Source organism: Sphingomonas sp. T1, from assembly GCF_902506585.1.
Lineage (GTDB): Bacteria > Pseudomonadota > Alphaproteobacteria > Sphingomonadales > Sphingomonadaceae > Sphingomonas > Sphingomonas aerolata.
Genome location: NZ_LR733875.1, coordinates 647,256 through 671,040, shown reverse-complemented (window position 1 = coordinate 671,040; position 23,785 = coordinate 647,256). Strand labels below are relative to the sequence as shown.

At 67.0% G+C, this 23,785-nt stretch carries 15 protein-coding genes; 6 read left to right on the top strand and 9 right to left on the bottom strand.

Annotation, left to right across the window (positions count from 1 at the left end; translation table 11 throughout):
- Positions 1 to 188: 188 nt before the first annotated feature.
- Positions 189 to 1,460 carry an NAD(P)/FAD-dependent oxidoreductase gene (locus GV027_RS02895; RefSeq protein WP_159510931.1) on the top strand — a complete coding sequence of 424 codons (1,272 nt, stop codon included), beginning with the start codon at positions 189 to 191 and terminating at the stop codon, positions 1,458 to 1,460.
- Here GV027_RS02895 and GV027_RS02890 read toward each other — a convergent pair.
- The 7 genes from GV027_RS02890 to GV027_RS02860 form a co-directional block, all read right to left on the bottom strand.
- Positions 1,423 to 2,517: a metallophosphoesterase gene (locus tag GV027_RS02890; protein WP_159510930.1), complete on the bottom strand. Its 1,095-nt coding sequence runs from the start codon at positions 2,515 to 2,517 to the stop codon at positions 1,423 to 1,425. The genes GV027_RS02895 and GV027_RS02890 overlap by 38 nt on opposite strands.
- A 154-nt stretch (positions 2,518 to 2,671) precedes the next feature.
- Positions 2,672 to 3,730: a LacI family DNA-binding transcriptional regulator gene (locus tag GV027_RS02885; RefSeq protein ID WP_236559021.1), complete on the bottom strand. Its 1,059-nt coding sequence runs from the start codon at positions 3,728 to 3,730 to the stop codon at positions 2,672 to 2,674.
- Entirely contained in the window at positions 3,723 to 5,240 is a 1,518-nt protein-coding gene (locus tag GV027_RS02880; protein WP_159510928.1) for a tryptophan halogenase family protein, read from the bottom strand. The genes GV027_RS02885 and GV027_RS02880 overlap by 8 nt, the downstream gene beginning before the upstream one ends.
- Complete coding sequence (locus GV027_RS02875) at positions 5,237 to 6,271, bottom strand: cupin-like domain-containing protein (RefSeq protein WP_159510927.1); 1,035 nt, start codon at positions 6,269 to 6,271, stop codon at positions 5,237 to 5,239. Before GV027_RS02875 ends, GV027_RS02880 begins: the two co-directional genes overlap by 4 nt.
- Positions 6,264 to 6,980, bottom strand: a complete 717-nt coding sequence (locus GV027_RS02870) for a SapC family protein (RefSeq protein ID WP_192139024.1) — start codon at positions 6,978 to 6,980, stop codon at positions 6,264 to 6,266. The genes GV027_RS02875 and GV027_RS02870 overlap by 8 nt, the downstream gene beginning before the upstream one ends.
- On the bottom strand, positions 6,980 to 8,533 hold the full coding sequence (locus GV027_RS02865; RefSeq protein ID WP_159512693.1) for a tryptophan halogenase family protein: 1,554 nt from the start codon (positions 8,531 to 8,533) through the stop codon (positions 6,980 to 6,982). The genes GV027_RS02870 and GV027_RS02865 overlap by 1 nt, the downstream gene beginning before the upstream one ends.
- A 112-nt stretch (positions 8,534 to 8,645) precedes the next feature.
- Positions 8,646 to 11,702 carry a TonB-dependent receptor gene (locus tag GV027_RS02860; RefSeq protein WP_159510926.1) on the bottom strand — a complete coding sequence of 1,019 codons (3,057 nt, stop codon included), beginning with the start codon at positions 11,700 to 11,702 and terminating at the stop codon, positions 8,646 to 8,648.
- 203 nt (positions 11,703 to 11,905) lie between these two features.
- On the opposite strand from GV027_RS02860, the gene GV027_RS02855 reads away from it, so the two are divergent.
- Together GV027_RS02855 and GV027_RS02850 are read left to right on the top strand one after the other, a co-directional pair.
- The gene (locus GV027_RS02855) at positions 11,906 to 14,203 is read left to right on the top strand and encodes a beta-glucosidase (RefSeq protein WP_236559020.1); all 2,298 of its coding nucleotides are present in this window, start codon (positions 11,906 to 11,908) and stop codon (positions 14,201 to 14,203) included.
- Positions 14,204 to 14,285: 82 nt separating this feature from the next.
- On the top strand, positions 14,286 to 15,509 hold the full coding sequence (locus GV027_RS02850; RefSeq protein ID WP_201302563.1) for an MFS transporter: 1,224 nt from the start codon (positions 14,286 to 14,288) through the stop codon (positions 15,507 to 15,509).
- Between the two features lie 12 nt (positions 15,510 to 15,521).
- Here the strand turns inward: GV027_RS02850 and GV027_RS02845 are convergent, their stop codons facing one another.
- Both GV027_RS02845 and bamA read right to left on the bottom strand, forming a co-directional pair.
- Positions 15,522 to 16,358: a glycoside hydrolase family 16 protein gene (locus tag GV027_RS02845; protein ID WP_159510925.1), complete on the bottom strand. Its 837-nt coding sequence runs from the start codon at positions 16,356 to 16,358 to the stop codon at positions 15,522 to 15,524.
- Positions 16,359 to 16,564: 206 nt separating this feature from the next.
- The gene (bamA, locus tag GV027_RS02840) at positions 16,565 to 19,168 is read right to left on the bottom strand and encodes an outer membrane protein assembly factor BamA (RefSeq protein ID WP_159510924.1); all 2,604 of its coding nucleotides are present in this window, start codon (positions 19,166 to 19,168) and stop codon (positions 16,565 to 16,567) included.
- 225 nt (positions 19,169 to 19,393) lie between these two features.
- On the opposite strand from bamA, the gene GV027_RS02835 reads away from it, so the two are divergent.
- From GV027_RS02835 to GV027_RS02825, 3 genes are all read left to right on the top strand, one after another.
- On the top strand, positions 19,394 to 19,720 hold the full coding sequence (locus GV027_RS02835; RefSeq protein ID WP_031394510.1) for a hypothetical protein: 327 nt from the start codon (positions 19,394 to 19,396) through the stop codon (positions 19,718 to 19,720).
- A 389-nt stretch (positions 19,721 to 20,109) separates the two neighbouring features.
- Entirely contained in the window at positions 20,110 to 22,932 is a 2,823-nt protein-coding gene (locus tag GV027_RS02830) for a TonB-dependent receptor (protein WP_159510923.1), read from the top strand.
- 346 nt (positions 22,933 to 23,278) lie between these two features.
- Positions 23,279 to 23,782: a Spy/CpxP family protein refolding chaperone gene (locus GV027_RS02825; protein WP_159510922.1), complete on the top strand. Its 504-nt coding sequence runs from the start codon at positions 23,279 to 23,281 to the stop codon at positions 23,780 to 23,782.
- The last annotated feature ends 3 nt before the right edge of the window (positions 23,783 to 23,785 follow it).

The window sequence follows — 23,785 nt, the reverse complement described above, 5'->3', positions numbered from 1 at the left end:
CGGAGCGGGCCTGGGGGGAGGGGGTGGTTTGCACAGTTCCTGACTCGCGGGTTGAGCGCGTCCGGCGGCGCCTGGTTCCAGGCCTCTATCCGGTCGATCGCGACAATTGGCCATTACGACCATCGTCGCGCCCTTGTCGACCGGCGTCGGGACGGGCATCGAGACCGGCCAATCACAGAGGTCGATGCATGTCCGCTCGCAATCATCATGACGTCCTGATCGTGGGGGCCGGCCATGCCGGAGCGCAGGTCGCGATCGCGCTGCGGCAACGCGGCTATGCGGGGACGATCGGGCTGATCGGTGACGAGACGTCGCCCCCCTATGAGCGGCCGCCACTGTCGAAGGACTATCTGGCCGGCGAAAAGGCGTTCGATCGCATCCTGTTGCGCCCGGCCAGCTTCTGGGGGGAGCGCGGGATCACGCTGATCCCCGGGCGTCGCGTGACCCGGGTCGACGCGGCCGCGCACTGCGTCAGCCATGTCGACGCGCAGGTGACCGAGAGCGCCGACGAGACGATCCTGCACTACGGCACGCTCGTCTGGGCCGCGGGGGGATCGCCGCGACGGCTGGGGTGCGACGGGCATGATCTCGCCGGGGTCCACGGGGTGCGCACGCGCGACGATGTCGACCGGATGATCGCCGAACTGCCGGGTGTCACGCGGGTCGTGGTCGTCGGGGGCGGCTATATCGGGCTGGAGGCGGCGGCGGTGCTGACCAAGCTCGGCAAGCAGGTGACGGTGCTCGAGGCGCAGGACCGGGTGCTCGCGCGGGTGGCGGGGGCGGCGCTGTCGCGCTTTTACGAGGCCGAGCACCGCGCGCACGGCGTCGACCTGCGAACCGGTGTGACGGTGGCGGCGATCGAGGGCGCTGGCGGAGCCGCGTCGGGCGTGCGGCTGGCGGACGGTACGGTGCTGCCGTGCGAAATAGTCATCGTCGGGATCGGCATCGTGCCCGCGGTCGCGCCGCTGATCGCGGCAGGGGCCGGTTCGGCGGGCGGTAACGGTGTGATGGTCGACGCGCAGTGTCGCACGAGCTTGGCCGATGTCTTTGCGGTCGGCGATTGCGCGGCGCATGCCAGTCGCTTTGCCGGCGGGGACGTGATCCGGGTGGAATCGGTGCAGAATGCGAACGACCAGGCGGCGATAGTCGCCAAGGCGCTGACGGGCGTCGAGGAGGCGTATGATGCGGTGCCGTGGTTCTGGTCGAACCAGTATGACCTGAAGCTGCAGAGCGTCGGGCTGTCGACGGGGCATGATCTCGCGCTGCTGCGCGGCGACCCGGCGAGCCGCAGCTTCTCGGTGGTGTATCTGAAGGGGGGCCGCGTGGTCGCGCTCGACTGCGTCAACAAGACGCGGGATTATGTGCAGGGGCGCGCGCTGGTCGTCGCGTCGGCGGAGGTCGAGCCGGCGCTGCTGGCCGATATCACGGTCGACCTGAAGACGCTGGTGCCCGTGGATTGACGTCCGACCCGGCGGCGTGAAGCGTGAACCGCGTCATCTCTGACGGGCGGCCGAGCCGGACCGCGAAGCCCGGCCACAACCCGGTGCCGTTGCCGACATAGAGCGTCATCCCCGCGACGTCGTAGCGGCCGGACACGAACCCGCCATTGGCGCGCGCGAACAGGCGGTCGAAGCCGGGCGCGACGCCGCCATGCGTATGCCCCGACAGCTGGAGTGCGACGCCGTGCGCCGCGGCGTTGCGCGCATTGCGGGGCTGGTGATCGAGCAGCACTACCGGGGCACCAGCCGGCGCGCCGCGCAATGCGCCGTCGAGATCGGGACCCGGCTGGCCGGCCGAAGGGGCGGACAGGTCGGTGAGCCCTGCAAGCACCAGCTGCGCGTCGTCGCGGGACAGTATGGCGTGGCTGTTGGGGAGCATGCGGAAGCCGAGCCCGTCGAGGTGCCGCATCCAGGCGGCGTAATCGAAGAAATATTCGTGATTGCCCGGGATCGCATAGACGCCATCGGGGGCGCGGAGCGCGCGCAACGGGGCGACGTCGGCGCGGCGCATCGCAACCGATCCGTCGATGAAGTCGCCGGTGACGACGATCAGGTTCGTGCCTGCCGCATTGGCGCGGGTGACCACTGCCTCGGCCCAGCGCGCGGGGAACAGCCGGCTGATGTGCAAATCGGTGAGCTGGAGGATGCGATACCCCTCGAACCGCGGCGGCAGGCCGGCGATCGTGACGGCGACGTCCTTGACCGGCGGCACGCGCAGCGCGTTCGAGACCCCGATCGCGGAGATCAGTGCCGCGAGCCCCGCGATCGCATAACGCAGCCCGTCTGGCGCGGCGGTGGTGCTGCGACGCAGGATCGCGGTCGCGAGCGTGCCGATGTCGAGCAGCAGCTGGAGCATCGCGAGCAGCACGATCGCCGCGAACGCCCAGTTGAACAGGATGACGACGCTACGCGGAAATTCAGGCGCGAAGATCGATCCCGAGGACAGCCGGTTCCAGAAATGGAACTGTGAGGCGAACAGCAGGAGCAGCGCCACGCCGGCCTTGAGCCAGAGCGACATCGACAGCGGCCAGAGCCAGCGGGCAAGGACGACCAGACAGGGCGTCGCGAAAATGAGATTGAAAATGACGGTCTCCGTTCGTCCCCGCGCCGCCTGTGGGGGAGTTGGCCGGGCGTCGCAAGGCCCGCCGGACCCGTTGGCGCGAGCAGACCGGTCAACCGCTCGCGGGTGGGCGCGCGGTCGAACGGCGGACTGTCAGTTCCGCCGCGACGGTGATCGGTAGGTCCGGCGGAGGATCGCCCGCCAGCCCGGCGATGATGAGGCTCACCGCGCGCGCCGACGCCTCGGCGATCGGCTGGACGATCGCGGTCAGCGGCGGGTGGGCGAGGCGGATGATTGGCGTGTCGTCGAAGCTGATCAGCGACAGATCCTCGGGCACGCGCAACCCGGTTTCGCGCGCGAGTTCGAGCGTCGCGAGCGTCATCTGGTCGTTGCTGCCGATGATCGCGGTCGGCGGCTCGGAGAGCGCGAGCAGGGTACGGGCGGCGGCCCGGCCCGAAGTATGGCTGAAATCCCCCGACGCGAGCAGATCGGTACTGTCGAGCCCTGCATCCGCCATCGCCGCGCGCCAGCCATCGACGCGCCAGCCGCTGAGTTCATAGTCCGCAGGCCCGGCGATGAAGCCGATCCGGCGGTGACCGAGCGCGACGAGATGCTCGGTCGCGATCCGCGCCGCGCGCGCGTCGTCCATCATCAGGCGCACGCCGGGGCCTTCGCTGATCGAGCCGATCCGCACGAACCGGATGTCCTGCGCCTCGAGCAGGTCGATGATCAGCGGATTGCCCGAATGCGGCGGGGTGAGGATCACCCCGTCGGGCTGCAGCGCGGCGATCGCGCCCAGCAGCTCGCGTTCGATATGATCGCTGTGCGTATCGACCAGCTCGACGATCAGGCGATAGCCATGTTCGGCGCAGGTGAGCATCCCGCCGAGCAGCATCTGGTCGACCCAGTCGGTCCCCTGTCGCGCGCGCCAGTCGGCGATCGTGCGTTCGCGGTCGTTGAGCGCGAGGATCAGATAGGAGCGCGAACCGCCCATCCGCTGGGCGGCGATCGAGGGGACATAGCCGAGCCGGTCGATCGACGCCTGCACGCGCTCGGCCATTTGCGGGCGGACGCCGGTTTCCTTGTTGACGACGCGACTGACCGTCTGCAGCGAGACGCCGGCGTCCGCTGCAACATGCTTGATCGTCACAGCCTGACGGCGCCTAGCCAAGATGCGGGGATCCCGCCGAGGCGGACGGCGCTGTACTGCAGTAATGCGCGACATAGGCGGCATGATCGGGCAGCGCGTCGACGGTCGCGTTGGTCGTGTCGCGCAGCCCGCCGAGCAGCCGGACAAGTTCGTCGTCGCGCATCTTGGTCGCGATCGGGTGATAGCTTTCCGGGACGATGCCCTGGCCGAGCATCACCTGGACCCAGCTGTTTTCGGCGAACAGTTCGTCATTCTTGCGGAAGACGCGGCCGGTTTCGCGAAACAGTGCGATCTTGTGCGCGAGCGAGTCGGGCACCGGCATCGACGCGCATTGCCGCCAGAAGGCGCTGTCGCGGCGGTCGGTCGCCTTGTAGTGGAGGATCAGGAAATCGCGGATCTGCAGCATGTCGGTATTCTGCTGTTCGTTGAATTCGGCGACGTCGCGCGGACTGATCCCGGCGGACGGAAACATCCGCAGCAGACGGAGGATGGCGCGCTGGATCAGGTGGATGCTCGTCGATTCGAGCGGCTCCATGAACCCGCCGGACAGGCCGATCGCGACGCAGTTGCGGTGCCATTGCTGGCGTCGCGCGCCGGTGACGAAGCGGATCCTGTTCGGCTCGGTCAATGTCGGTCCCTCGACGGTGCCGAGCAGACGCTCGAGCGCGGCATCGTGATCGAGATAGCGGCTGCAATAGACGATGCCGTTGCCGGTGCGGTGCTGCAGCGGGATGCGCCATTGCCATCCGGCGTCGTGCGCGATTGCGCGGGTATAGGGCAGGGCGGGCCGGACGCTTTCGGTCTGGACCGCGATCGCGGAATCGCACGGCAGGAAATGCGTCCAGTCGTCGAACCCGGCATGCAGCGCCTGTTCGATTAGCAGAGCGCGAAAGCCGGTACAGTCGAGGAACAGGTCGCCCTCGATCCGATCGCCCGAGTCGAGCGTCAGCGCGGCGATGTCGCCACTCTCGCCGTTGAGCTCGACCTGCGCGATCCGGCCCTCGATCCGGGTCGTGCCGTCGGCCTCCGCCATCTTGCGCAGGAAGCGGGCGTAGAGGCCTGAATCGAGCTGATAGGCATAGTTCATCCGGCCATCGGGAAGATGTGCGAACTTGCCCTGCAATGCGGCGCGCAGTTCGAGGCAGTAATCGTCGAACGGCTGGTGATGGCCGCGCGTCAGGCCGTGCAACCAGAAATGCTGGAAGCCTGCGGACCAGTGATCCTTGCCGGTCGTGCCGAACGAATGGAAATAGGTGTCGCCGCGATCCTTCCAGTTGTCGAACAGGATGCCGAGCTTGAACGTCGCCTGCGTCTCTCGCATGAACTCGGCTTCGTTGATCCCGAGCAGGCGGTTGAACGTCACGATCGGCGGGATCGTCGATTCGCCGACGCCGACGGTGCCGATCGCCTCGGATTCGACCAGCGTCACCGCGACCGTGCGGCCCATCGTCCGCGCGATCGCGGCGGCGGCCATCCAGCCGGCGGTGCCGCCGCCGGCGATGACGACGCGGTGGATCGGGGGCGTGGTCATCGGCTGAGTGCTCTCAGGAGGAAGGCGCGCAGCTTGCCTGCGCTGTCGGGGGTGAGCGGGGCGAGGACGCCGCGTTCGGGCTCGGGGATATGCGCCGCGACCGCGGGGTCGTCGGAGAAGACATAATGATCGAACATGGCGCGCCAGTGCCGTTTCTCGTCCTCGGGCAGGTCGCGGATCGCGAGCAGCGCGTGGTTGAGCGCATCCTGCGGCTGGCCGAGCCAGCGCGGCGTGTCGCGCCACCAGTAATTGACCAGCACGTTGAAGTCCGAAAGCCCCTCGACATGGTGCCACCACAGGGCAGGGATATAGAGCGCATCGCCGGCGTCGAGCTCGGCGACCTGCGCCTGCGCCAGCGCATCGCGGAAGCCGGGATAGGCGGCGAAGTCGGGGTCGTGGAAGTCGACCATGCTCACCGCGCGGCCCGCGGGGGTATTGTCGACCGGCCCGAGATAGAGATTGCGGAACTGGTCGCGCGGAAACAGCGTGAAGCGGCGACGACCGACCGCGACGCAGGCCAGATTGTCGGGCGCGTCGTTATGCGCCGCGATCCGGGTCGGCGTCCCCATCCAGATGCTCGCGAGCGGCGTGCGGTCGCCGAGATCGACGTGATTGGCCTCGTGCAGCCCGGTGAAGAAATTCTGCATGTCGATCGAGGCGAGATAGATGGACGGTGCGCCGTCGACCCCCTCATTCTCGGTCATCCGCGCGAAGATCTCGGGCAGCGGCGCGCGCATCATCTGGAAGTTCATGCCCTGCATGTCGCCGTAGAAGAGCCGGCCGCCGCTCTGCGACGCACCGACCGAGACGGCAAAGGGCGTGGGCCGGGCATGGCGCTCGATATAATCACGCGCCGCACGTCCCGACTGGCGTCCGGCCTCGACCATCGGCCAGTCGGCGACGAGCCCGCGGACGATGAACGGCGTCGTCGCCTCGCGCAGCAGCGTGTCGAGCGCCGCCGCCCCGCTGATGTCGACTTCGCGGATCCGCGGCAGGGCGGCGAAGATCCCCGCGGTGCCGGCGTCAGCCATGCGCGAGCCGTCGGTTCTTGCGCGCGACGAGATCCCCGATCTGGCCGAGCGAGGCGAGCGCCATGAAGATCGGCAGCAAATGGCCTTCGGCGTGAAGCTCGGCGACGGATGCGGGATCGAGCGCTTCCAGGCGATCCTCGTCGATGACGTGATAGCCGACCAGGCGGTTCTTCGAGCCATCCTCGAGCGTAACGTCGAGTGTCAGCGGTTCGAGCAGGTCGTGGCGCTGGAGCGCGGCGAAGAACGCGGTCGCGGCGACATAATCCTCGTCGAGCGCGCGCAATTGATCGGCGATACGTTCGAGAAACGGCGTCGGGCGACCGGTATCGTCGAACACGCGCATGCCTTCGCCGGCGCCGATCCGCGGGCTCGCCATGTCGATATGCACCTGGCGCAGCGACGAACCCTCCGGCCCACGACCGACGAGGAAGGGCTGGCTGTCGATCGCGAGCGGGCGATAGCGGGCATCCCAGCGCCCGCCCTCGAGAAACAGGTTTTCGCCCGCTTCGAACCCGAACATCGCGAGCGCGGTGAAGCCGTCGCGGGTCTGGTCGCGCTGGAAGAGGATCGGATAATGGGTCTGGACGCGGCGGAATTCGCTGGGGACGGTGATGCACGCCATCACGGCGTCGCCGAGCGCATCCGACCGGTCGGTGCGGATCCGCAGGTCGCGGTGCTCTTCGGGCGTCAGGATCGCGTGGTCGGGCATCAGGCTCTCGTTTCCATGGTAGCGCTTGTCATCGCATGCCGCAGGGCATCGAGATAGGCGCGATTGGTCGGCAGGGCGGCGGCGAGCATGCGACCGTGCCGGTCGACCTGCTGCACGAGCATGTCGGCGGCACCGCGCGCGCCCGTGCGGACTGGCGTGCGGCGCGGCGCGGGAAAGCCCATGCCGTAGAGCACGTATTGATAGCTCGCCGCGGGAAAGATCTCGTCGACCATCGGGAAATCGGCGTGCGACGGGGGCTGGTCCGCCCATAGCTGCAGCAGCTCGGCGAGACGCGGCGGGATCGACCCGGGATCGCGGTGGTCGCGCCAATAGGGCTCGTCGCGCTGGCTGAGGACATAATGCAGCTTGAGGAACTCGACGATCCGGTCCCAGCGATAGCGGAACAGCGTGTTGAAGCGCGCGGCGTGGAGATCCATCGTGCGGCGGGTGGCCGGGAAATTGTCGAGCAGCGCGTCGACCGAGAGCTCGACGAGCACGATCGCAGATGCCTCGAGCGGTTCGAGGAAGCCGGCGGACAGGCCGATGGCGAGGCAGTTGCGGTGCCAGAAACGGTCGCGGTGGCGCGACTGGAACCGCAGGGGGCGAAAGTCGGGGAGCGGTGCGTCGGGGGCGGTCGCGCGCAAATAGCGGGTGAGCGTGTCGGCGGCCGCGTCGTCGTCGAGATGCGCGGACGAATAGACGCAGCCGATGCCGCGACGCGCTGGCAGGCCGATATCCCAGATCCAGCCCGCGGCGTGCGCGGTGGCATTGGTCTGCGACGCGATCGCGCTGTCGGCGGCGACCGGCAGCTGGACTGCGAGCGCGCGGTCATTGAAGAGTTCGCGTCCGCGGTCGATCGTGCCGACGCCGTAATGCTCGCCGATCAGAATTGCGGCATGACCCGTGCAATCGAGGAACAGGTCGCCTTCGATCCGGCCCGATACGCGCGTGCGGACCGCGGCGATGTCGCCATCGGCCGCGCCATCGACGCCGACGACATGGTCGCGCACATGGCGCACCCCGAGTCGTTCGGTCGCGTGCCGGGCGAGCAGGGCGGCGAACTTGCCGGCATCGAGATGATAGGCATAGTTCAGCGTGCCCGCATAATCGGGCATCGCGCGCTGACGCGGGGCAAGGTCCTGGCTGCAGACGGCATGTTGCGCGCAGACCACTTCGGCATAGGCCACGCCGCTGTCGGACCAAGCCGAGGCGAGATCGCGGGGGGCTGCCTCGGCGGGGGTCGTGAAGGGGTGGAGATAGCGGTCGTCGGGCGCGCCGGTGCGCCATCCGTCGAAGCGCGATCCCTGTTTGAACGCGGCATCGCAGGCGAGGAGGAATTCGGTTTCTGAAATCCCGATCCGTTCGAGCGTACGGCGCATCGTCGGCCATGTGCCTTCACCCACGCCGATCGTTGCGACGTCGGGCGATTCGATCAGGGTGACCTGAAGCGGTCGCTCAGCATCACGGTCCGCGCGGGCGGCGATGAGGCACGCGGCGAGCCATCCGGCGGTGCCACCGCCGACGATCACGATCGAGGTGATCGCCCGATCCATGTCCAGCCCGTCAGTTTGCATGTCCGACACTGTCATTTTGTGCCGCCCCGGCGCCGAAAAGACCACCCCCCGTGGGGGAGTGGTCGTTCCGTAGGTCGGGCGGCGCCGCGGGTCAGAAGTTGAACCGCAGGCCGGCTGCGTAGCGGGCATAGCCCGGCTGCGCGAAGGTGGCGAAATTGTCAGAGCGACGGTGACCGCGACGGCCCTGGCCGGTGAGGTTGATGACCTCGCCGAACACCGCCAGCCCCGTGGTGACCTGATAGCTCGCACTGGCGTCGACCTGCCCATAGGATTCGACATAGAGCGGATCAAAGGCGCCGCCGGCATAGAATTCGCCGCGCCAGTTATAGGCCACACGCGCCTGGATGCCGTTCTTGTCGTAATAGGCGACCGCGTTGGCGCTGTCGCTGAGCCCGGTCAGCGCGAACTGGCCGATGTTTGGATCGAGCGTGTTGTCATACTTCGCGTCGCCATTGACGATCGTGTAGTTCAGGATGACGCCGAGCCCGGTGTTCCAGAGCCTGTGCTGCAGCGCGAATTCCCACCCGTCGATATTGGCGGTCTGGTCGCTGTTGAACGGCTGGCTCAGCTGGAAGTTGAACAGGTCGTCTTCGGGCAGGCCGAAGATGTTGCCGTTCAGCAGACCGGAATCGCTGGTGCCCGTGACCTGCGACGAGGCGGGGAAGTTGCGCAGGATGTAATCGCGAACCTGGAGATTGTCCGTCGTTCCAAGCGCTGCGACCGCCTGACGATAGCGGGGCCCCGAGCCCGGGTTGCGCAGGTTGAACGCGGACGTGTTGACCTGGGTCGTGCCGATGAAGTTCTTCACGTCCTTGTTGAAATAGCCGACCGAGATGTAGCTTTCGGCACCGTAATACCATTCCGCCGACAGATCGATGTTCTTCGACTTGAAGGGAACGAGGTTCGGATTGCCCTGGCTGCCCGTGCCGCCACCGATGCGCGGGTTCGAATCGATGTTCAGGCCACCTTGCAGGCTGCCGTAATCGGCGCGCGTGATGGTGTGGCTGTAGGACGCGCGCAGCTTGACGTTGCGGAGGGGTTCGATGTCGAAATCGACCGCGGGCAACCAGTTGTGATAGCGGCCCTTCAGCGAGGTGAACGAATTGGCGCCGTAGGTGAGCGCAAATTCGTTCGCGCCCGTCCAGCGCGTACCGTTCGGGATCGGCACCAGCGCCGACGAGTTCACCTGCGTTTCGTCATAGCGGACGCCGCCGATCAGGTGCGCCGGCATCGAGAACATGTCGAACTTGCCGTTGAACTGAATATAGGGCGAGATCGTGCGTTCGCGGATGCGGCGATCGTTGGTGTAATTGGCAAGGCAGGTGCCTTCCGCCGCGACACCCGTCTGCGGTGCGCTGCAGATCGCATATTGCGAGCGCAGCAGTTCGGCCATCTGCTCGAAATTGAACGTGTAGATCGACGGCGGCAGCGCGGGATCGTTCGATCCGGCGACGCCCTTGAACTTGTCGGGCAGGCTGGTGAGGTTGAAGAAATCGTCTGGCACGGCCGCCGCGCCGAACGACGCACCGCGCGGGTCGACACCGCCCCAGGTCTCGTTCTGGATGAAGCCGTAAGCCGAGCGCACCTTGTTATCGACATAGGAGAAACCCCAGTCGATGCTGCTCAGGAAATCGCCGTCATGGTCGTAATGACCCTTCAGCTGGAGCTGGTTGATCTCGTTCTTGAAATAGGCGTTGCGGAACGCGTTGCCGGTGGGCGTGATCAGCGACGCGTTCAGCGGGTCGATGCCGGGATACATCTGGTACGAGATGACCGGCAGGTCCTTCTCGAAATTGATGCTCTGCGACTGGACGCCGAAGATCGCGCCACCAATCGACGTGCTGCTGCCGTAATCGTTGGTCGGCTTCGACACCGCGGTCGAATGATGCGCGTCGAGCGACATCGTGACGTTGCCGGGCGCTTCCCAGGTCAGGTTGCCGCCGAGCGACTTGTTCTCGGACTTGTTCGCGGTCAGCGAGCTGCTGTACGACAGATCCTTGCCGGGCGCGAAATTCTCCGAATAGAAGACGGGGCCAGCCGCGGGACCATCGGTCCAGGCGCTGCGCGTGTCGCCGAAGTTGAACCAGATGCCGACGCTGCTGTTGCGGACTTCGACCTTGTTGCTCGAATAGGTGAAGTCGAGCGTGGCGGTCAGCGTGTCGGTCGGCTTGGCCTGCAGCACGAGCTGACCATTGATGCGCTCGCGATCGATGTCGACGACATCGTAATTGGCGCTTTGCGGAATTTCGTAGACGTCGGTCGGGCCGGGACGGTTGGTGATGTTCGCACCGCCGGGCGTGCCGGGCTGGGCGAGCGTGCCCCAGTTGTTCTCCGCGCCGAGAAAGCCGTCGCGGAAGCCGACGCCCGCCGAATTGTTGCTCGCCTTGCGCCGCTGATACGCGCCGCTGAGCAGGACGCCGATGCGGTCGTCGGCGAAGGTGGTGGACAGGATGCCCGACACTTCGGGAGTGATCGGATCCTTGCCGTTGCGCGAGCTGTCGAGCACGCCCTTGACCGCGATGCTGCCGCGCGTGCCGGGCTTGTCGATCGGACGCGGGGTGCGGATGTTGATCGACGAGCCGATCCCGCCCGACGGGACTGCGGCGCGACCGGTCTTGTAGACCTCGACCGCGGCGACGCCTTCGGAGGCGAGGTTGGCGAAATCGAACGAGCGCGAGGCGGGCGCGCTGGCACCGTCGCCGAGCGTCGAGGTCGGCATCTGGCGCCCGTTGAGCGTGACGAGGTTGTACTCAGGACCAAAGCCGCGGACCGTGACGGTCGAGCCTTCGCCGTTCGAGCGGTCGATCGAGACGCCGGTGATGCGCTGGAGCGATTCCGCGAGGTTGGTATCGGGGAACTTGCCGATATCCTCGGACGAGATCGCGTCGACCACGCCCTGGCCGTTGCGCTTGATGTCGATCGCCTCGCGCAGCGACGCGCGGATGCCGGTTACGACGATGTCGTCGGTGACCGCGTTCGGATCGGCGGGCGTGGCGGGTGCGGCCTGCGGATCGATGTCGGACGGGCCGGGATTGCCGACCGTGGCTGCGGCATCCTGCGCCAGAGCGACGCCGGGAATAGCGGCGAGCGCCAGTGCCGATGTGCCGATGACAAGACGCGAAAGCGAGCGAGCCGTGAAGCCACGCATGGTAATCCTCCCTGTAGCCGACGCTATGAGTGCGCCTTCCGTGTGAACGTTCACTTTCCCTTTTCGCGATTCGTGTCAAGGATTTGGGCTGCTGGTTGTGAACGTTCACTAAATATGCTGTGAATAGTGACAATGGTGCCACAGCCCGGCCGGACGCGTGTCGCAGTCCGCAGGGGGAGGCGAAAAATCGGAAGGGAATGAGGATGTCGACGGGGTATCGGGCGCTGATGCTGGGCGTGTCACTGATGGGGATCGCCGCCATGGTCGAGGCGCGCGAGACGCCTGCGAAGGTCGCTCCGCCCAAGGCGCCAGCGACGGCGGCGCAGGACGCCGGACCCGATGCGCGACGGCGGGCTGCGGCGATCGTCGCGGGGATGACGATCGACGAGAAGATCAAGCTGGCACACGGCCTGTTCCCGCCGATGGCGGCGGGCAAGACGACGGACACGCTGATCCCGTCGGCGGGTCATATCGACGGCATTGCGCGGCTGGGCGTGCCGCTGGTCCGCGAGAGCGACGCGTCGCTCGGCGTCGCCAACCAGGTCGAACAGCGCAAGGGTGACGTCGCGACCGCGCTGCCGTCGGGGCTTGCCACCGCGGCGAGCTTCGACCCCGAAATCGCACGCGCAGGCGGCGCGATGATCGGCGCGGAGGCGCGGGCGAAGCGGTTCAACGTGCTGCTGGCAGGGGGCGTCAACCTGACGCGTGATCCCTGGAACGGGCGCAACTTCGAATATCTCGGCGAGGATCCGCTGCTGGCGGGCTCGATGGCCGGCGCGCATATCGCCGGGGTCCAGTCGAACCATATCGTCTCGACCGTCAAGCACCTCGCGCTCAACGCGCAGGAGACCGGTCGCATGGTCGTCGACGCGCGGATCGGCGAGGCCGATCTGCGGATGAGCGACCTGCTCGCGTTCCAGATCGCGATCGAGCGCGGGAAGCCGGGCTCGGTGATGTGCGCGTACAACAAGGTCAATGGCGACTGGGCGTGCGAGAACAAGCATCTGATGACCGACGTGCTCAAGCGCGACTGGGGCTATCGCGGCTGGGTGATGAGCGACTGGGGTGCGGTGCATTCGACCGCGAAGGCGGCCAATGCCGGGCTCGACCAGCAGTCGGGACAGGAACTCGACAAGGCGATCTACTTCGGCGCGCCGCTCAAGGCCGCGGTGGCTGACGGCAGCGTGTCTCGGGCGAGGCTCGACGACATGATCGTCCGCTATCTGACCGGCCTGATCGAAACCGGCGCCTATGACACGCCGATGCCCGCCGCAGAGGCGCCGATCCCCTATGCGCGTCATGCCACCGTTGCGCAGGACGCGGCGGAAGTGGGGATCGTGCTGCTCAAGAACGACCGCGACATGCTGCCGATCGCACGCACCGCCAAACGCATCGTGCTGATCGGTGGACGAGCGGACGTTGGCGTGCTGTCGGGCGGGGGATCGAGCCAGGTCCGCTCGGTCGGTGGCGCGCCGATCGAGATCCCGCTGACCTCGGGCGCGGCGATGTCGTTCGCGCGCTATACTTATCATGCCTCGTCGCCGCTCAAGGCGATCACCGCGGCGATGCCGGGCGCGGTGGTGACCTTTGTCGACGGCAAGGATACGGATGCGGCGGCGCGCGCCGCCGGCGACGCGGACATGGCGATCGTCTTTGCGACGCAGTGGACGACCGAGGCGCAGGACGTGCCGACGCTGTCGCTGCCCGATAATCAGGACGCGCTGATCGCGGCGGTGGCGAAGGCGCAGCCGCGGACGGTGGCAGTGCTCGAAACCGGCGGGCCGGTGCTGATGCCCTGGATCCATGCGGTGCCGGCGGTGCTGCAGGCCTGGTATCCGGGACAGCGCGGCGGCGAGGCGATCGCGAACATCCTGACCGGCAGGGTGTCGCCGTCGGGCCGGCTGCCGATCACCTTCCCCGCCGCCGCGTCCCAGGCGCCACGCCCGGCGCCGGTCGGTCTCGACCGGCTGACGTCGGTCGAGGCGCAGGCGGCCGCCAATCCGGCGAACGCCGCCGCGATCCAGCTCGAAAGCTTTCCGGTCGACTATTTCGAGGGCGCGGACGTCGGCTATCGCTGGTACGAGAAGCAGCGCCAGCGGCCGCTGTTCGCCTTCGGGCACGGGCTGAGCTTCACCAGCTTCGCCTATCGCAATCCGGTGGTGACCGGCGGCCGGCGGCTCAGCGTGACGTTCGACGTCGTCAACACCGGGCGCCGTGCGGGCGCGGACGTTCCGCAGATCTATGTCGCGCAGGCGGCGGCGGACGGGGCGGGGACGGCGACGCCGATGCGGCTTGCGGGGTTCACGCGGCTGACGCTCAAACCGGGCGAGTCGCGGCGTGTGACGCTGACCGCGGAGCCGCGGGTCGTCGCGCAGTACGACACCGCGCTGCCGGGGTGGCGGATTGCCGGGGGCCGCTACCGCGTCGCGCTGGCGCATGATGCCGCAGATCGGTCGCAGCTGCTGACGACGACGCTCGAGCCGATGACGATGAAACCCTGACCGGGGCGTAGACCAGCCGCGGCGGCGGCGGGGGTGGTTCCGAGTTGCCCGACGGCGGCGAGCGGGTCACAAGGGCGCCATCGTGCCGCGTACCGTTTCCTCCTCCCCGCATGGCCGGTCGCCGTCACCCGCGCCGCGACCGGCAGCTTTCCTCTTCGTCTGCGCGCTTGCCTATGCGGGGGCGGTCGTCGGCTATCTGCCGCTGCTGACGCTGCTGCTGCCGATCAAGGTCGATCAGGTGGCGGGCGACGGTCGTCTCGATCTGCTGACGGTGACGGTGATCGCGGGAGCGATCGCGGCTAGCGTGGCGAATATCGGCTTTGGCTGGCTGGGCGACCGGTTGGTCAGCCGGGGCGGAGGCCGCCGCGGGATCATGGCGGGGGGCGTCGTTGCGACGATGGCGTCCTATGCGGGGCTCGCGGCCGCGACCACGCCTGCCTTGCTGGTGGCGGGGATCGTCCTGTTCCAGGTCGCGCTGAACGCGGTGATCGCGCCGCTGATGGCGATCATCGCCGAAGAGGTGCCCGATGGCCGCAAGGGGGTCGCGGGCGGGCTGCTGGCAATGGCCAATCCGGTCGCGGCGACGCTGTCCGCCGCGCTGGTCGGGGCGAGCCGGTTCGGCGAGCCGGCGCGGTTCGCGGTGATCGCGGTCACCGTCGCGATGTGCACACTCCCGCTCGTGATCGTGCGCGGGACGCGGCAGGCGGGGGCGCCGCCGCCGGTGTTGCGGTCGATGCTGCGGCGCGATCTGCTGCTCGCCTGGACCGCGCGGCTGCTCGTGCAGATCGCGGGCAGCGCGCTGTTCGTCTATCTTCTCTATTATTTCGAGACCGTCGCCCCCTCGGTACCGGAGTCGGTGCTCGCCGCAAGGATGGGGACCGTGATGATCGTCGCCTATAGCGTGCCGCTGCCGATCGCGGTGCTCGTCGGCCGGCTTGCCGATCGGACCGGGCGGACCAAGCCGTTTTTGTTCGCGGCGGCGCTGGTCGCGGCGGCGGGGCTGATCGCGATGATGGCGGCGCGCGACTTCACCAGCGGTGCGGCGGCGTTCTGCGTCTATACGGGCGGGACGTCCGTCTTCCTGGCGCTGCACGCGGGCTTTGCGATGCAGCTGTTGCCGAGCGCGCGGCACCGGGGACGCGACCTCGGACTGCTCAACCTCGCCAACACCCTGCCCGGGCTGCTCGGGCCGGTGATCACCTGGGCGCTGGCGACGCCGCGCGATTTCGATGCGGTGCTGGTCGTGCTCGCGGTGCTGACGCTGGGCGGGGGGATGATCCTGCTCGCCGCGCGCGGGCGGCGCTGAGGCTGATGGCGATCAGCGGCGCGACCGGTTCGGGGCAGGGCGCCAGTAGCGGACATAGTCGACCGCCATGCGCTGCGGGAAGGCTGTGTCGTCGATCCCCTTCTGCCCGCCCCAGTCGCCGCCGACCGCAAGGTTGAGGATCAGGTCATAGGGCCGGGTGAACGGCCAGGCCGCCTTGCCGCCGGGCTGGTCATTGGCGACGCGCATGACCGCGCGGCCGTCGACGCCGATCGTGATGACATCGGCGCGCCAGTCGAGCTGATAGCGATGATAGCGGGTGCAGGCGGTCGCCACGCGCTTCTGCGCGCCGCGCTGGGTGCCCTTGGTGTGGTTGAACGCGCCGCTGTGTACCGTCGCATGGACGACGTTCGGGTCCCATCCGACCAGCTCGACGATGTCGATCTCGCCCTCGTCGGGCCAGCGGCCGCCGCTTGGCAGCAGCCAGACCGCGGGCCAGCTGCCGCGACCGCAGGGCAGCATCGCGCGGACTTCGTAGAAGCCATAGCCGCGTGGCACCCGCGAGACGAGCTTGGCCGAGCTGTAGCTCTGGCCGCCCCAGTCGGGGAAGCGCGCCTTCGACAGCGTCTCGCGACGCGCCTCGATGATCAGCGAGCCCTTTTCGATCCGTGCATTCCGGGGCCGGTCCTTGGCATAATATTGGCGCTCGTGATTGGCCCAGCCCTCGGCATTGCGCGAGGTGTCGAACCGCCATTTGTTGCGATCGATCGTTCGCCCGTTGAATTCGTCGGCAAAGGCTGGCGTCGTCCTGGGCGTCGGCATCGGTGCGTCGAGCCCGTAATTGGTCGCACCGAGCGTCGCGGCCTGCGCGGCCAGCAGCAGGAGGATCATCGTGTCACCGCCGTCGGGGGCTTCGCAGCTTTGCGCTTCGGGGCGGGGTCAGAATACATGCGCGGCGCTCTCCATCACGCCCCGGATCGTCGCCGCGATGTGCGGACGCGAGCCGGTGGCGTGACGGGTCTAGGGCAGCCCCGCGGCAAGCTCAACCGGGCGGCTTCCCCGCGCGCAGGGCGTTTCGCAGCGCGAGGCCGTGCACATCAGAACTGGCCGCCGATATTGAAGGTGATGAGCTTGCTGTCGTCGCCATCGGCCTTGAGCAGTGCCTTGGCGAGATCGATCCGCAGCGGGCCGAACGGGGAGGCCCAGTTGACGCCGATGCCGACCGACAGCCGCGGGCTGGCGCTATTGCCCGTATAGGTCTCGCGATAGGCGCCGAGCGAATAGCTGTAGGGCGTGCCGGTGTTGGTCGTCGTGCTTGCGCCGGCGGAATCGAGATAGAGCAGATTGCCGGCGCTGTCGGTATATTGGCGGGTCGCAGCGACGCACGCGATCGAGGTCGCGTTCGCGGCAGCGCAGCTGTCGGTCAGCGTCGGCGTCCTGCCGCCGAACACCGCGCCGACGTCCATGTAGACGGAGGGGCGCAGACCGAGTTCGCGCGCGCCCGAGCCAAGCGGCAGCTCGACCTCGAGGCGGGCCTGGTAATAGGCCGTGCCGCCCAGCGCGGTCTGCGTGTTCGAACTGCTGTCGGTCGAGATCGTCGCAGGGATCGTGCTGGTGTCGTAATAGGTCCGCGTCACGCGTGGTCCGACGCCGCGGATATCGAAGCCGCGCATCTGCGGGTCGCCCAGATAGAAGCGGTCGGTCAGTCGCACCTGCTGCCCGAGCCCTCTGATATAGCCGCCCTCGGCATGCGCGGTGAGGATGAAGCGCGAGCCGAGATCGACATATTTCGAATAGTTGGCGGTGCTGCGGAGATACCGCGTGTCGCCGCCGAGACCGGCGAAATCCTGGCTGACGCTGAACTTGCTGCCCTTGGACGGGCGGGTGCGGCTGTTCGTGCTGTCGAACACCAGCGAATAGCCGATCGACGAGGTCCAGCGATTGCCGACCGCGTCGCACAGATACTGGCCGGCGACCGCGGGATCGCACGCGCCGTTCGTGTAATAGGTGTCCGCGTCGAGCGTGACCTGATCATAGGACAGGCCGTAGCGGGCGGTGGCCGACCAATATTCGGTCAGCGGCACCGCCGCGCGGATCTGGAACCCGGTCGAGATCTGTTCATAGGTCGTGCTGTCGGTGTCGCCGGTGGTGCTGTACGAGCTGTAATCCCGCCGGAATATGTCGCCGCCCAGCGCGATGTTGGTGTCGAACAGATAGGGTTCGGTGAAGCCGAGATTGACCGATTTCGAATAGCTCGAATAGCTGACCCCGGCCCGTAGCTCCTGTCCCATGCCGCGGAAGTTGCGCTGGGTGATCGTGGCGGACGCGATGAAATTCTCCAGACTGGAATAGCCGGCCGAGAGCTGGAGCTCGCCGCTCGATTTCTCCTCGAGGTTGGTCTCGAGGATGACGCGATCGGGCGCGGAGCCGGGCTTCTGCTTGATCTCCGTCTTGTCCTGAAAATAGCCGAGCGAATTGATCCGGTCCTCCGAGCGTTTGACCTGGAAGCTGTTGAACGCGTCGCCCTCCGCCAAGCGGATTTCACGCCGCACGACCTTGTCCTTGGTCTGTGTGTTGCCGTTGATCTCGACGCGTTCGACATAGGTGCGCTTGGCTTCGGCGATGTTGAGGTTGATCCCCATCGTCAGCGTATCGGCGTCCTTCTGGAACTCCGGATTGACCTCGGTGAAGGCATAGCCGAACAGGCCTGCGGTCTGGCTCAGGCTGTCGACCGCGTCCTCCACCTGCTTGGCGTTGTACCAGGCGCCTTTCTTGAGCGGCAGCGTGGCGGCGAGCTTGCTGCTGTCGAAGTCGCGGATCTGGCTGTCGACGGTGACGGCGCCGAACGTGTAGCGTTTGCCCTCCTCCACCACATAGGTGATGATGAAGTCCTTCTTGTCCGGGGTGAGTTCGGCGACCGCGGACGTCACGCGGAAATCGGCATAGCCCTGCGTCAGGTAGAATTGCCGCAGCTTCTGCTGGTCGTAGCTCAGGCGATCCTGGTCGTAGCTGGTTGCGGACGACAGCATGCGGCTGAGCCGCGCCTGTTTGGTCGCCATCTGCCCGCGAATTTGTGCGTCCGAAAACACGCTGTTGCCGAGGATGTTGATCTGGCGGACCTTCGATTTCGGGCCCTCGCTGACCTCGAAGACGATGTCGACGCGGTTCTGGTCGAGGCTGACCATCTTGGGATCGACCATCGCGGCGAAGCGGCCCTGCCGGCGATAGAGCTCGACGATCCGCGCGACATCCTGCCGCACCGCGCTGCGCGTGAAGATCTGCCGCGGTGCGAGCCTGATCTCCTTGGTGATCTTGTCGCTCTTGAGCGCCTTGTTGCCCTCGACGACGATGCGGTTGATGATCGGGTTCTCGCGGATGCGGACGACGATATTGCCGTCCTCGACCCCGGCGATCGAATAATCGGCGAACAGGTCGCTGGCCTGGAGATCCTTTAGCGCCTGATCGAGCGTCTCCGCCGTGTAGGGGATGCCGGCGCGCAGCTTGGTGTAGCTCAGCACGGTTTCGGGCTCGATCCGCTGCGCGCCCTCGACGCGCAAGGTGCGGATCGTCCGGACTGCGGGATCGGCCGGTGGCGTCGGGGCGGGGGGCTTCGCATGCTGGACGGGCGCTGCGACCGCCGTGCCGCCGAGCGTGCCGGCCAAGGCCAGGGCCATCGTACTGGCGCCAAATTCGAACATCATGGGGAGGTCTCCGGGTGAGACCGGGCGCCTGGGCGGGCGATGTTTCCGGCGGATGGCGCGCGCCGGCCGGATTGCAACACTGGGTCATCAACGACCGTGACCGCGCGGTCGCCGGGCCCGGCTGACACATGGAGCAAGTGGCGGGAAATGTTCGGGACATGGTCGCTGGCTAGAGCGCCGTGCGGGCCAATCGGCTCGCCCGTTCATCCTGCGAGGACCATCGCCATGCGTGTCGCCATCAAATCCGTCCCGTCATCCGCGCCGATCAGCGCGCCGACGCTGCCGCCGCTCGTCGACAATCCGTTCGCGCCCGAAGTCTTTGCCACGGGGCTCGCCGGGCTCGCCAATCTGTCGGGCGTGATCGTGCTGACGCTGGAGAGTGCGCGGTGCGATCACACGCGCGACGCGCCATCGGTCGAGCGGGTCGTCGTCGGGCGGGTTGCGCTGACCAGCGGCGCCGCGCAGGATCTGGTCGCGGCGCTGAACCAGTTCCTCGAGCAGCAGGGGCTGAGCCCGAGCAAGGCGATGGCCGCCGGGTCGACATTCCAATGAGCCGCGCGACCGTGCCGCCCCCAGCCGGTATCCGCGGGTCGTCGGCCACCGGCTTTACCGTGGCGATCGAAGCGCTGCGGTTTGGCGTTAGAGTACAGAGCCGACCTGTGGATCAGCGCGTGCGGAGCGTGACCGTCGTGTTCCGCCGACCGGCGGCGTGATGCATGCCTGATGTCCGCGCTGCGATCAAAGTCACGATACAGTCTTGCTTGCGACACGGTTTGTAACAAACCGTGGCTGCGTAACAACAGGTCGAACGTATGACGGTTCGATGACGACTTAGCCGTTGTCGACCCCGTCAAATCCCTGCAGCTTTGCGGGGCGGACCATATCCGTCATCGCAAAAAATGCCGCGCAACCCAAAGTGTTGCGGCTCAGGGAGTATCACCATGCGTCTGGACTTTCGCAAACGCCTTCTGGCGTCCACGCTTCTGCTTGGCTTGAGTGCACCGGCCGTCGCGCAGACCGTCGACCCGGCAACGCAGGCGGTGCCGGACAACGCCGCGCCGGCCGATGGCGAGACGATCGTCGTCACCGGATCGCGGCTGGGCGGTCTCCAGTTGCAGCAGGCGTCACCGATCGCGGTGGTCAGCGCGCAGGACTTCGCACTGTCGGGCCAGCCCAATGTCGAGAATGTCCTGAAGGATCTGCCGCAGCTGGTGCCGAGCACGACGGGTGCGTCGAACAATCCCGGGGGCGGGGTGGCAACCGCGGATCTGCGCGGGCTGGGTTCGACGCGAACGCTCGTGCTCGTCGATAACCGTCGCTACGTCGCCTATGACTCGAACCAGGTCGTCGATCTGAACACCATCCCCGCCGGGCTGATCGAACGCGTCGACATCGTCAGCGGTGGCCGGTCCGCGGTCTATGGTTCCGACGCGATCTCGGGCGTGATCAACTTCGTCATGAAGAAGGATTTCAGCGGCGCGGAGGTGAATGCGAACTACCGCATCAACGAAGCGGGCGATGGCGGCACGTTCAACGGCAATTTGCTGCTCGGGGGAAATTTCGAGGACGGACGCGGCAACGCGACGGTCTATTTCGATTATACCAAGCGCAACGGCATCCTGCAGTCGGCGCGCGACTATTCGCGACAGGCGCAGGTCGATGACGGCGAGGGTGGCCTGATCGCAGGCGGGTCGGGCTCGATCGAGGGCACGCGGTTCGCGATCGGCGGGGTGAACCGCAAGTTCGAACCCGATGGGAGCTTTTCGGCCTATAGCGCCGCGACCGACGCCTATAATTACGCGCCGTCCAACTATCTGCAGGTCCCGCAGGAGCGGTTCCTGATGAGCGCGCAAACGCATTACGACGTCAGCGATGCGCTGACCGTCTATGCCGAGGGCCAGTTCATCAACAACCGCGTGAAGAACCAGCTTGCGCCGACGCCGTTCACCGGGTCGGTCTCGCTCGACGCCGATTCCTCGTTTCTCTCCACAGGCTCGCGCGCGCTGCTCCAGGGGCTCGATACGGATGGCGACGGCTTTGTCACCTCGACCATCTACCGGCGGCTGAGCGAGGTCGGCAATCGCGTGTCGAGCCTCGACAACACCGCCTATCGCACCGTGCTGGGCGCGAAGGGCGATATCGGCGGCGGCTGGAACTACGACGCCTATTACAGCTATTCGCGGACCAAATCGATCGAGAGCCAAACCGGGAACGTCTCACGCAGCCGCGTGCTCCAGGCGCTGCGGACGACCTATGACACCGGCGGCAATCTGGTGTGTTCGGATACGAGCAATGGCTGCGTCCCGCTGAACATCTTCGGGGCGGGCAACATCAGCGACGCGGCCGCCGCGTTCATCACCATTCCGGTGCAGAATTCGAGCACGATCAGCGAGCAGGTCGCCAGCGCGTCTATCTCGAATCGCGAGCTGTTCGATCTGGGGGCGGGCCCGGTGGGCATCGTGTTCGGGACCGAATATCGCCGCGAGCAGGGCAGCTACAATCCCGATTTCTCGCTGTCGTCGGGCGACGTGGTCGGCTTCAACGCGGGCGAAGGCCTGGGCGGCGGGTATAACGTCAAGGAAGTCTATACCGAGGTTGCGGTGCCGTTGCTCGCGGACCTTCCCTTCGTGAAGAAGCTCGAGGTCAACGGCGCCTATCGCTATTCCTATTATTCGACCGCGGCGAAATCGGTGAACACCTATTCGGGTGGCGCGGTCTGGTCGCTCATCGACGACATCGCACTGCGCGGCCAATATTCGAGGGCAGTGCGCGCGCCGACCGTGTCGGACCTGTTCAGCGGCGCGTCGCAGGACTTTCCCGCCGCGACCGATCCGTGCACGACCGCGGTGGCGCTGACGAACACCAACCTGAATGCGAGCTGCCTGTCGAACGGTGTCGCGGCGTCGGTGATCGGCACCGCCTATGACGGCGGCAGCACGCAGATCCAGACGGTGAATGGCGGCAACCCCGCGCTGCGCGAGGAGACGTCCGACACCTATACCGCGGGCATCGTGCTCCAGCCGCGCTTCCTGCCCGGCTTCTCGTTCACCGCGGATTACTACAAGATCAAGATCGCGAACTACATCTCGACGGTCGGCACGACCAACCTGATCCGCGCCTGTTACGGCGACGCCGAAAATGGCTACACGCCCTATGACGCGAGCTATTGCGGGTCGTTGCCGCGCGACGCGAACAGCTTTGCGATCACCGATGCGGCCAACACGCTGGCCAATACGGGGGGCGTGACGACGCGCGGGGTCGATTTCGAGGCGCGTTACGGCCTGCCGCTCGGCTTCGGGGCGTTCGGCAGCGACACCAGCCGGCTCGACCTGCGCTTCAGCGGTACGCGGCTGATCGCGTTCGACTATAACCCGCTGGCGGCGATTCCCGACCTGACGATCGACTGTGCGGGCAAGTTCGGTCAGACCTGTGGCAACCCCTATGCGAAATGGCGGCTGTCGACGCGGGCGACCTATTCGACCGGGCCGATGACGGTATCGGTGCTGTATCGTCACCTGTCGGCGGTGAAGGACGACGACAGCGCGACGACCTATGCGGTCGAGCGGATCAAGGCCTATGATTACTTTGACCTGACCGCGGCTTTCCGGATCAAGGACGGCTTCACCTGGTCGGTCGGGGTCAACAACGTCTTCGACAAGCAGCCGCCGATCCTGGGCGACAATCAGCAACAGGCGAACACCTATCCGTCGACCTACGACCCCTATGGTCGCGCCTTCTTCGTCAGCACCAACGTGAAGTTCTAGGAACGAGGACTGGTACGACCGCGAAACGCCCCCGCCATCCATCGTGATGGCGGGGCTTTTTCGCGTCTGTCGCCCGGGGGGCAGCTCGCGGAAATATTCAGGACAAACGGAGTTGCGATATCCGGTCCGACGGAATGAACCGGGGAGCCAGCCATGTCGATGCCATCACCGCGCACCACTGATTGCAGCGTCGGGCGTCATCTGCCCCGGTCGCGGCACCGCGACGTCGCTGGCGCGTCGATCCAGCGCGCCGCCTGCCGTGGATGCGGGGCGACGATCACCAAATCTGCGCTTAGCCGACGCTGGATCATATCCGGGATGCTCGGCTGATACCGGGGGAAGGACGATGACGATGATTTTGCAGAAACCACGTTCGGCACGCTGGCTGGCCGCGATGCTGCTGCTCGGTGTGACATGCACTGCCAGTGCCGAGCGCCCGCGCGGGCCGGAGCGTGGGCCCGCAAATGTCGATGCGATGCGGACCCGGGAGGCTGACGATATCGCGCTGCTGCTGCGCCTGCGGCCCGATCAGCGTGGCGCGCTCGTTGCGTTCCTGTCCGAGTGGGGGCCGCCTCCGCCGCCGCGCGATGGCGGGGAGGGGCCGAACATGCGCCCGGGCCCGTCGATGCCGGGTAGCGAGGATTTCGCCCGCCATCTCGAACGGTTCGAGGCGCAGGCGACCGCGCACGCAGCGCATGACCGGTCGCGCTTGATCGCAGCCCGCAGCTTCTACGACAGTCTTGACACGCCCCAGCGCGCGGGGTTCGAGGCGCTGATGCGGCTTCGCCATGCGCCTCCGGGGCCGGGTGGGCCGGGCGGTCCGTTGGGGGCCGGGCCGCCACCCGGCTGATGC

Coding starts and splice junctions, on each gene's coding strand:
- GV027_RS02845 (WP_159510925.1), bottom strand. CDS start 16,358: ATGATCCTCCTGCTGCTGGCCGCGCAGGCCGCGACGCTCGGTGCGACC.
- GV027_RS02890 (WP_159510930.1), bottom strand. CDS start 2,517: ATGTCGCTCTGGCTCAAGGCCGGCGTGGCGCTGCTCCTGCTGTTCGCC.
- GV027_RS02855 (WP_236559020.1), top strand. CDS start 11,906: ATGTCGACGGGGTATCGGGCGCTGATGCTGGGCGTGTCACTGATGGGG.
- GV027_RS02835 (WP_031394510.1), top strand. CDS start 19,394: ATGCGTGTCGCCATCAAATCCGTCCCGTCATCCGCGCCGATCAGCGCG.
- GV027_RS02875 (WP_159510927.1), bottom strand. CDS start 6,271: ATGGCTGACGCCGGCACCGCGGGGATCTTCGCCGCCCTGCCGCGGATC.
- GV027_RS02860 (WP_159510926.1), bottom strand. CDS start 11,702: ATGCGTGGCTTCACGGCTCGCTCGCTTTCGCGTCTTGTCATCGGCACA.
- GV027_RS02895 (WP_159510931.1), top strand. CDS start 189: ATGTCCGCTCGCAATCATCATGACGTCCTGATCGTGGGGGCCGGCCAT.
- bamA (WP_159510924.1), bottom strand. CDS start 19,168: ATGATGTTCGAATTTGGCGCCAGTACGATGGCCCTGGCCTTGGCCGGC.
- GV027_RS02865 (WP_159512693.1), bottom strand. CDS start 8,533: ATGGATCGGGCGATCACCTCGATCGTGATCGTCGGCGGTGGCACCGCC.
- GV027_RS02830 (WP_159510923.1), top strand. CDS start 20,110: ATGCGTCTGGACTTTCGCAAACGCCTTCTGGCGTCCACGCTTCTGCTT.
- GV027_RS02870 (WP_192139024.1), bottom strand. CDS start 6,980: ATGCCCGACCACGCGATCCTGACGCCCGAAGAGCACCGCGACCTGCGG.
- GV027_RS02825 (WP_159510922.1), top strand. CDS start 23,279: ATGACGATGATTTTGCAGAAACCACGTTCGGCACGCTGGCTGGCCGCG.
- GV027_RS02880 (WP_159510928.1), bottom strand. CDS start 5,240: ATGACCACGCCCCCGATCCACCGCGTCGTCATCGCCGGCGGCGGCACC.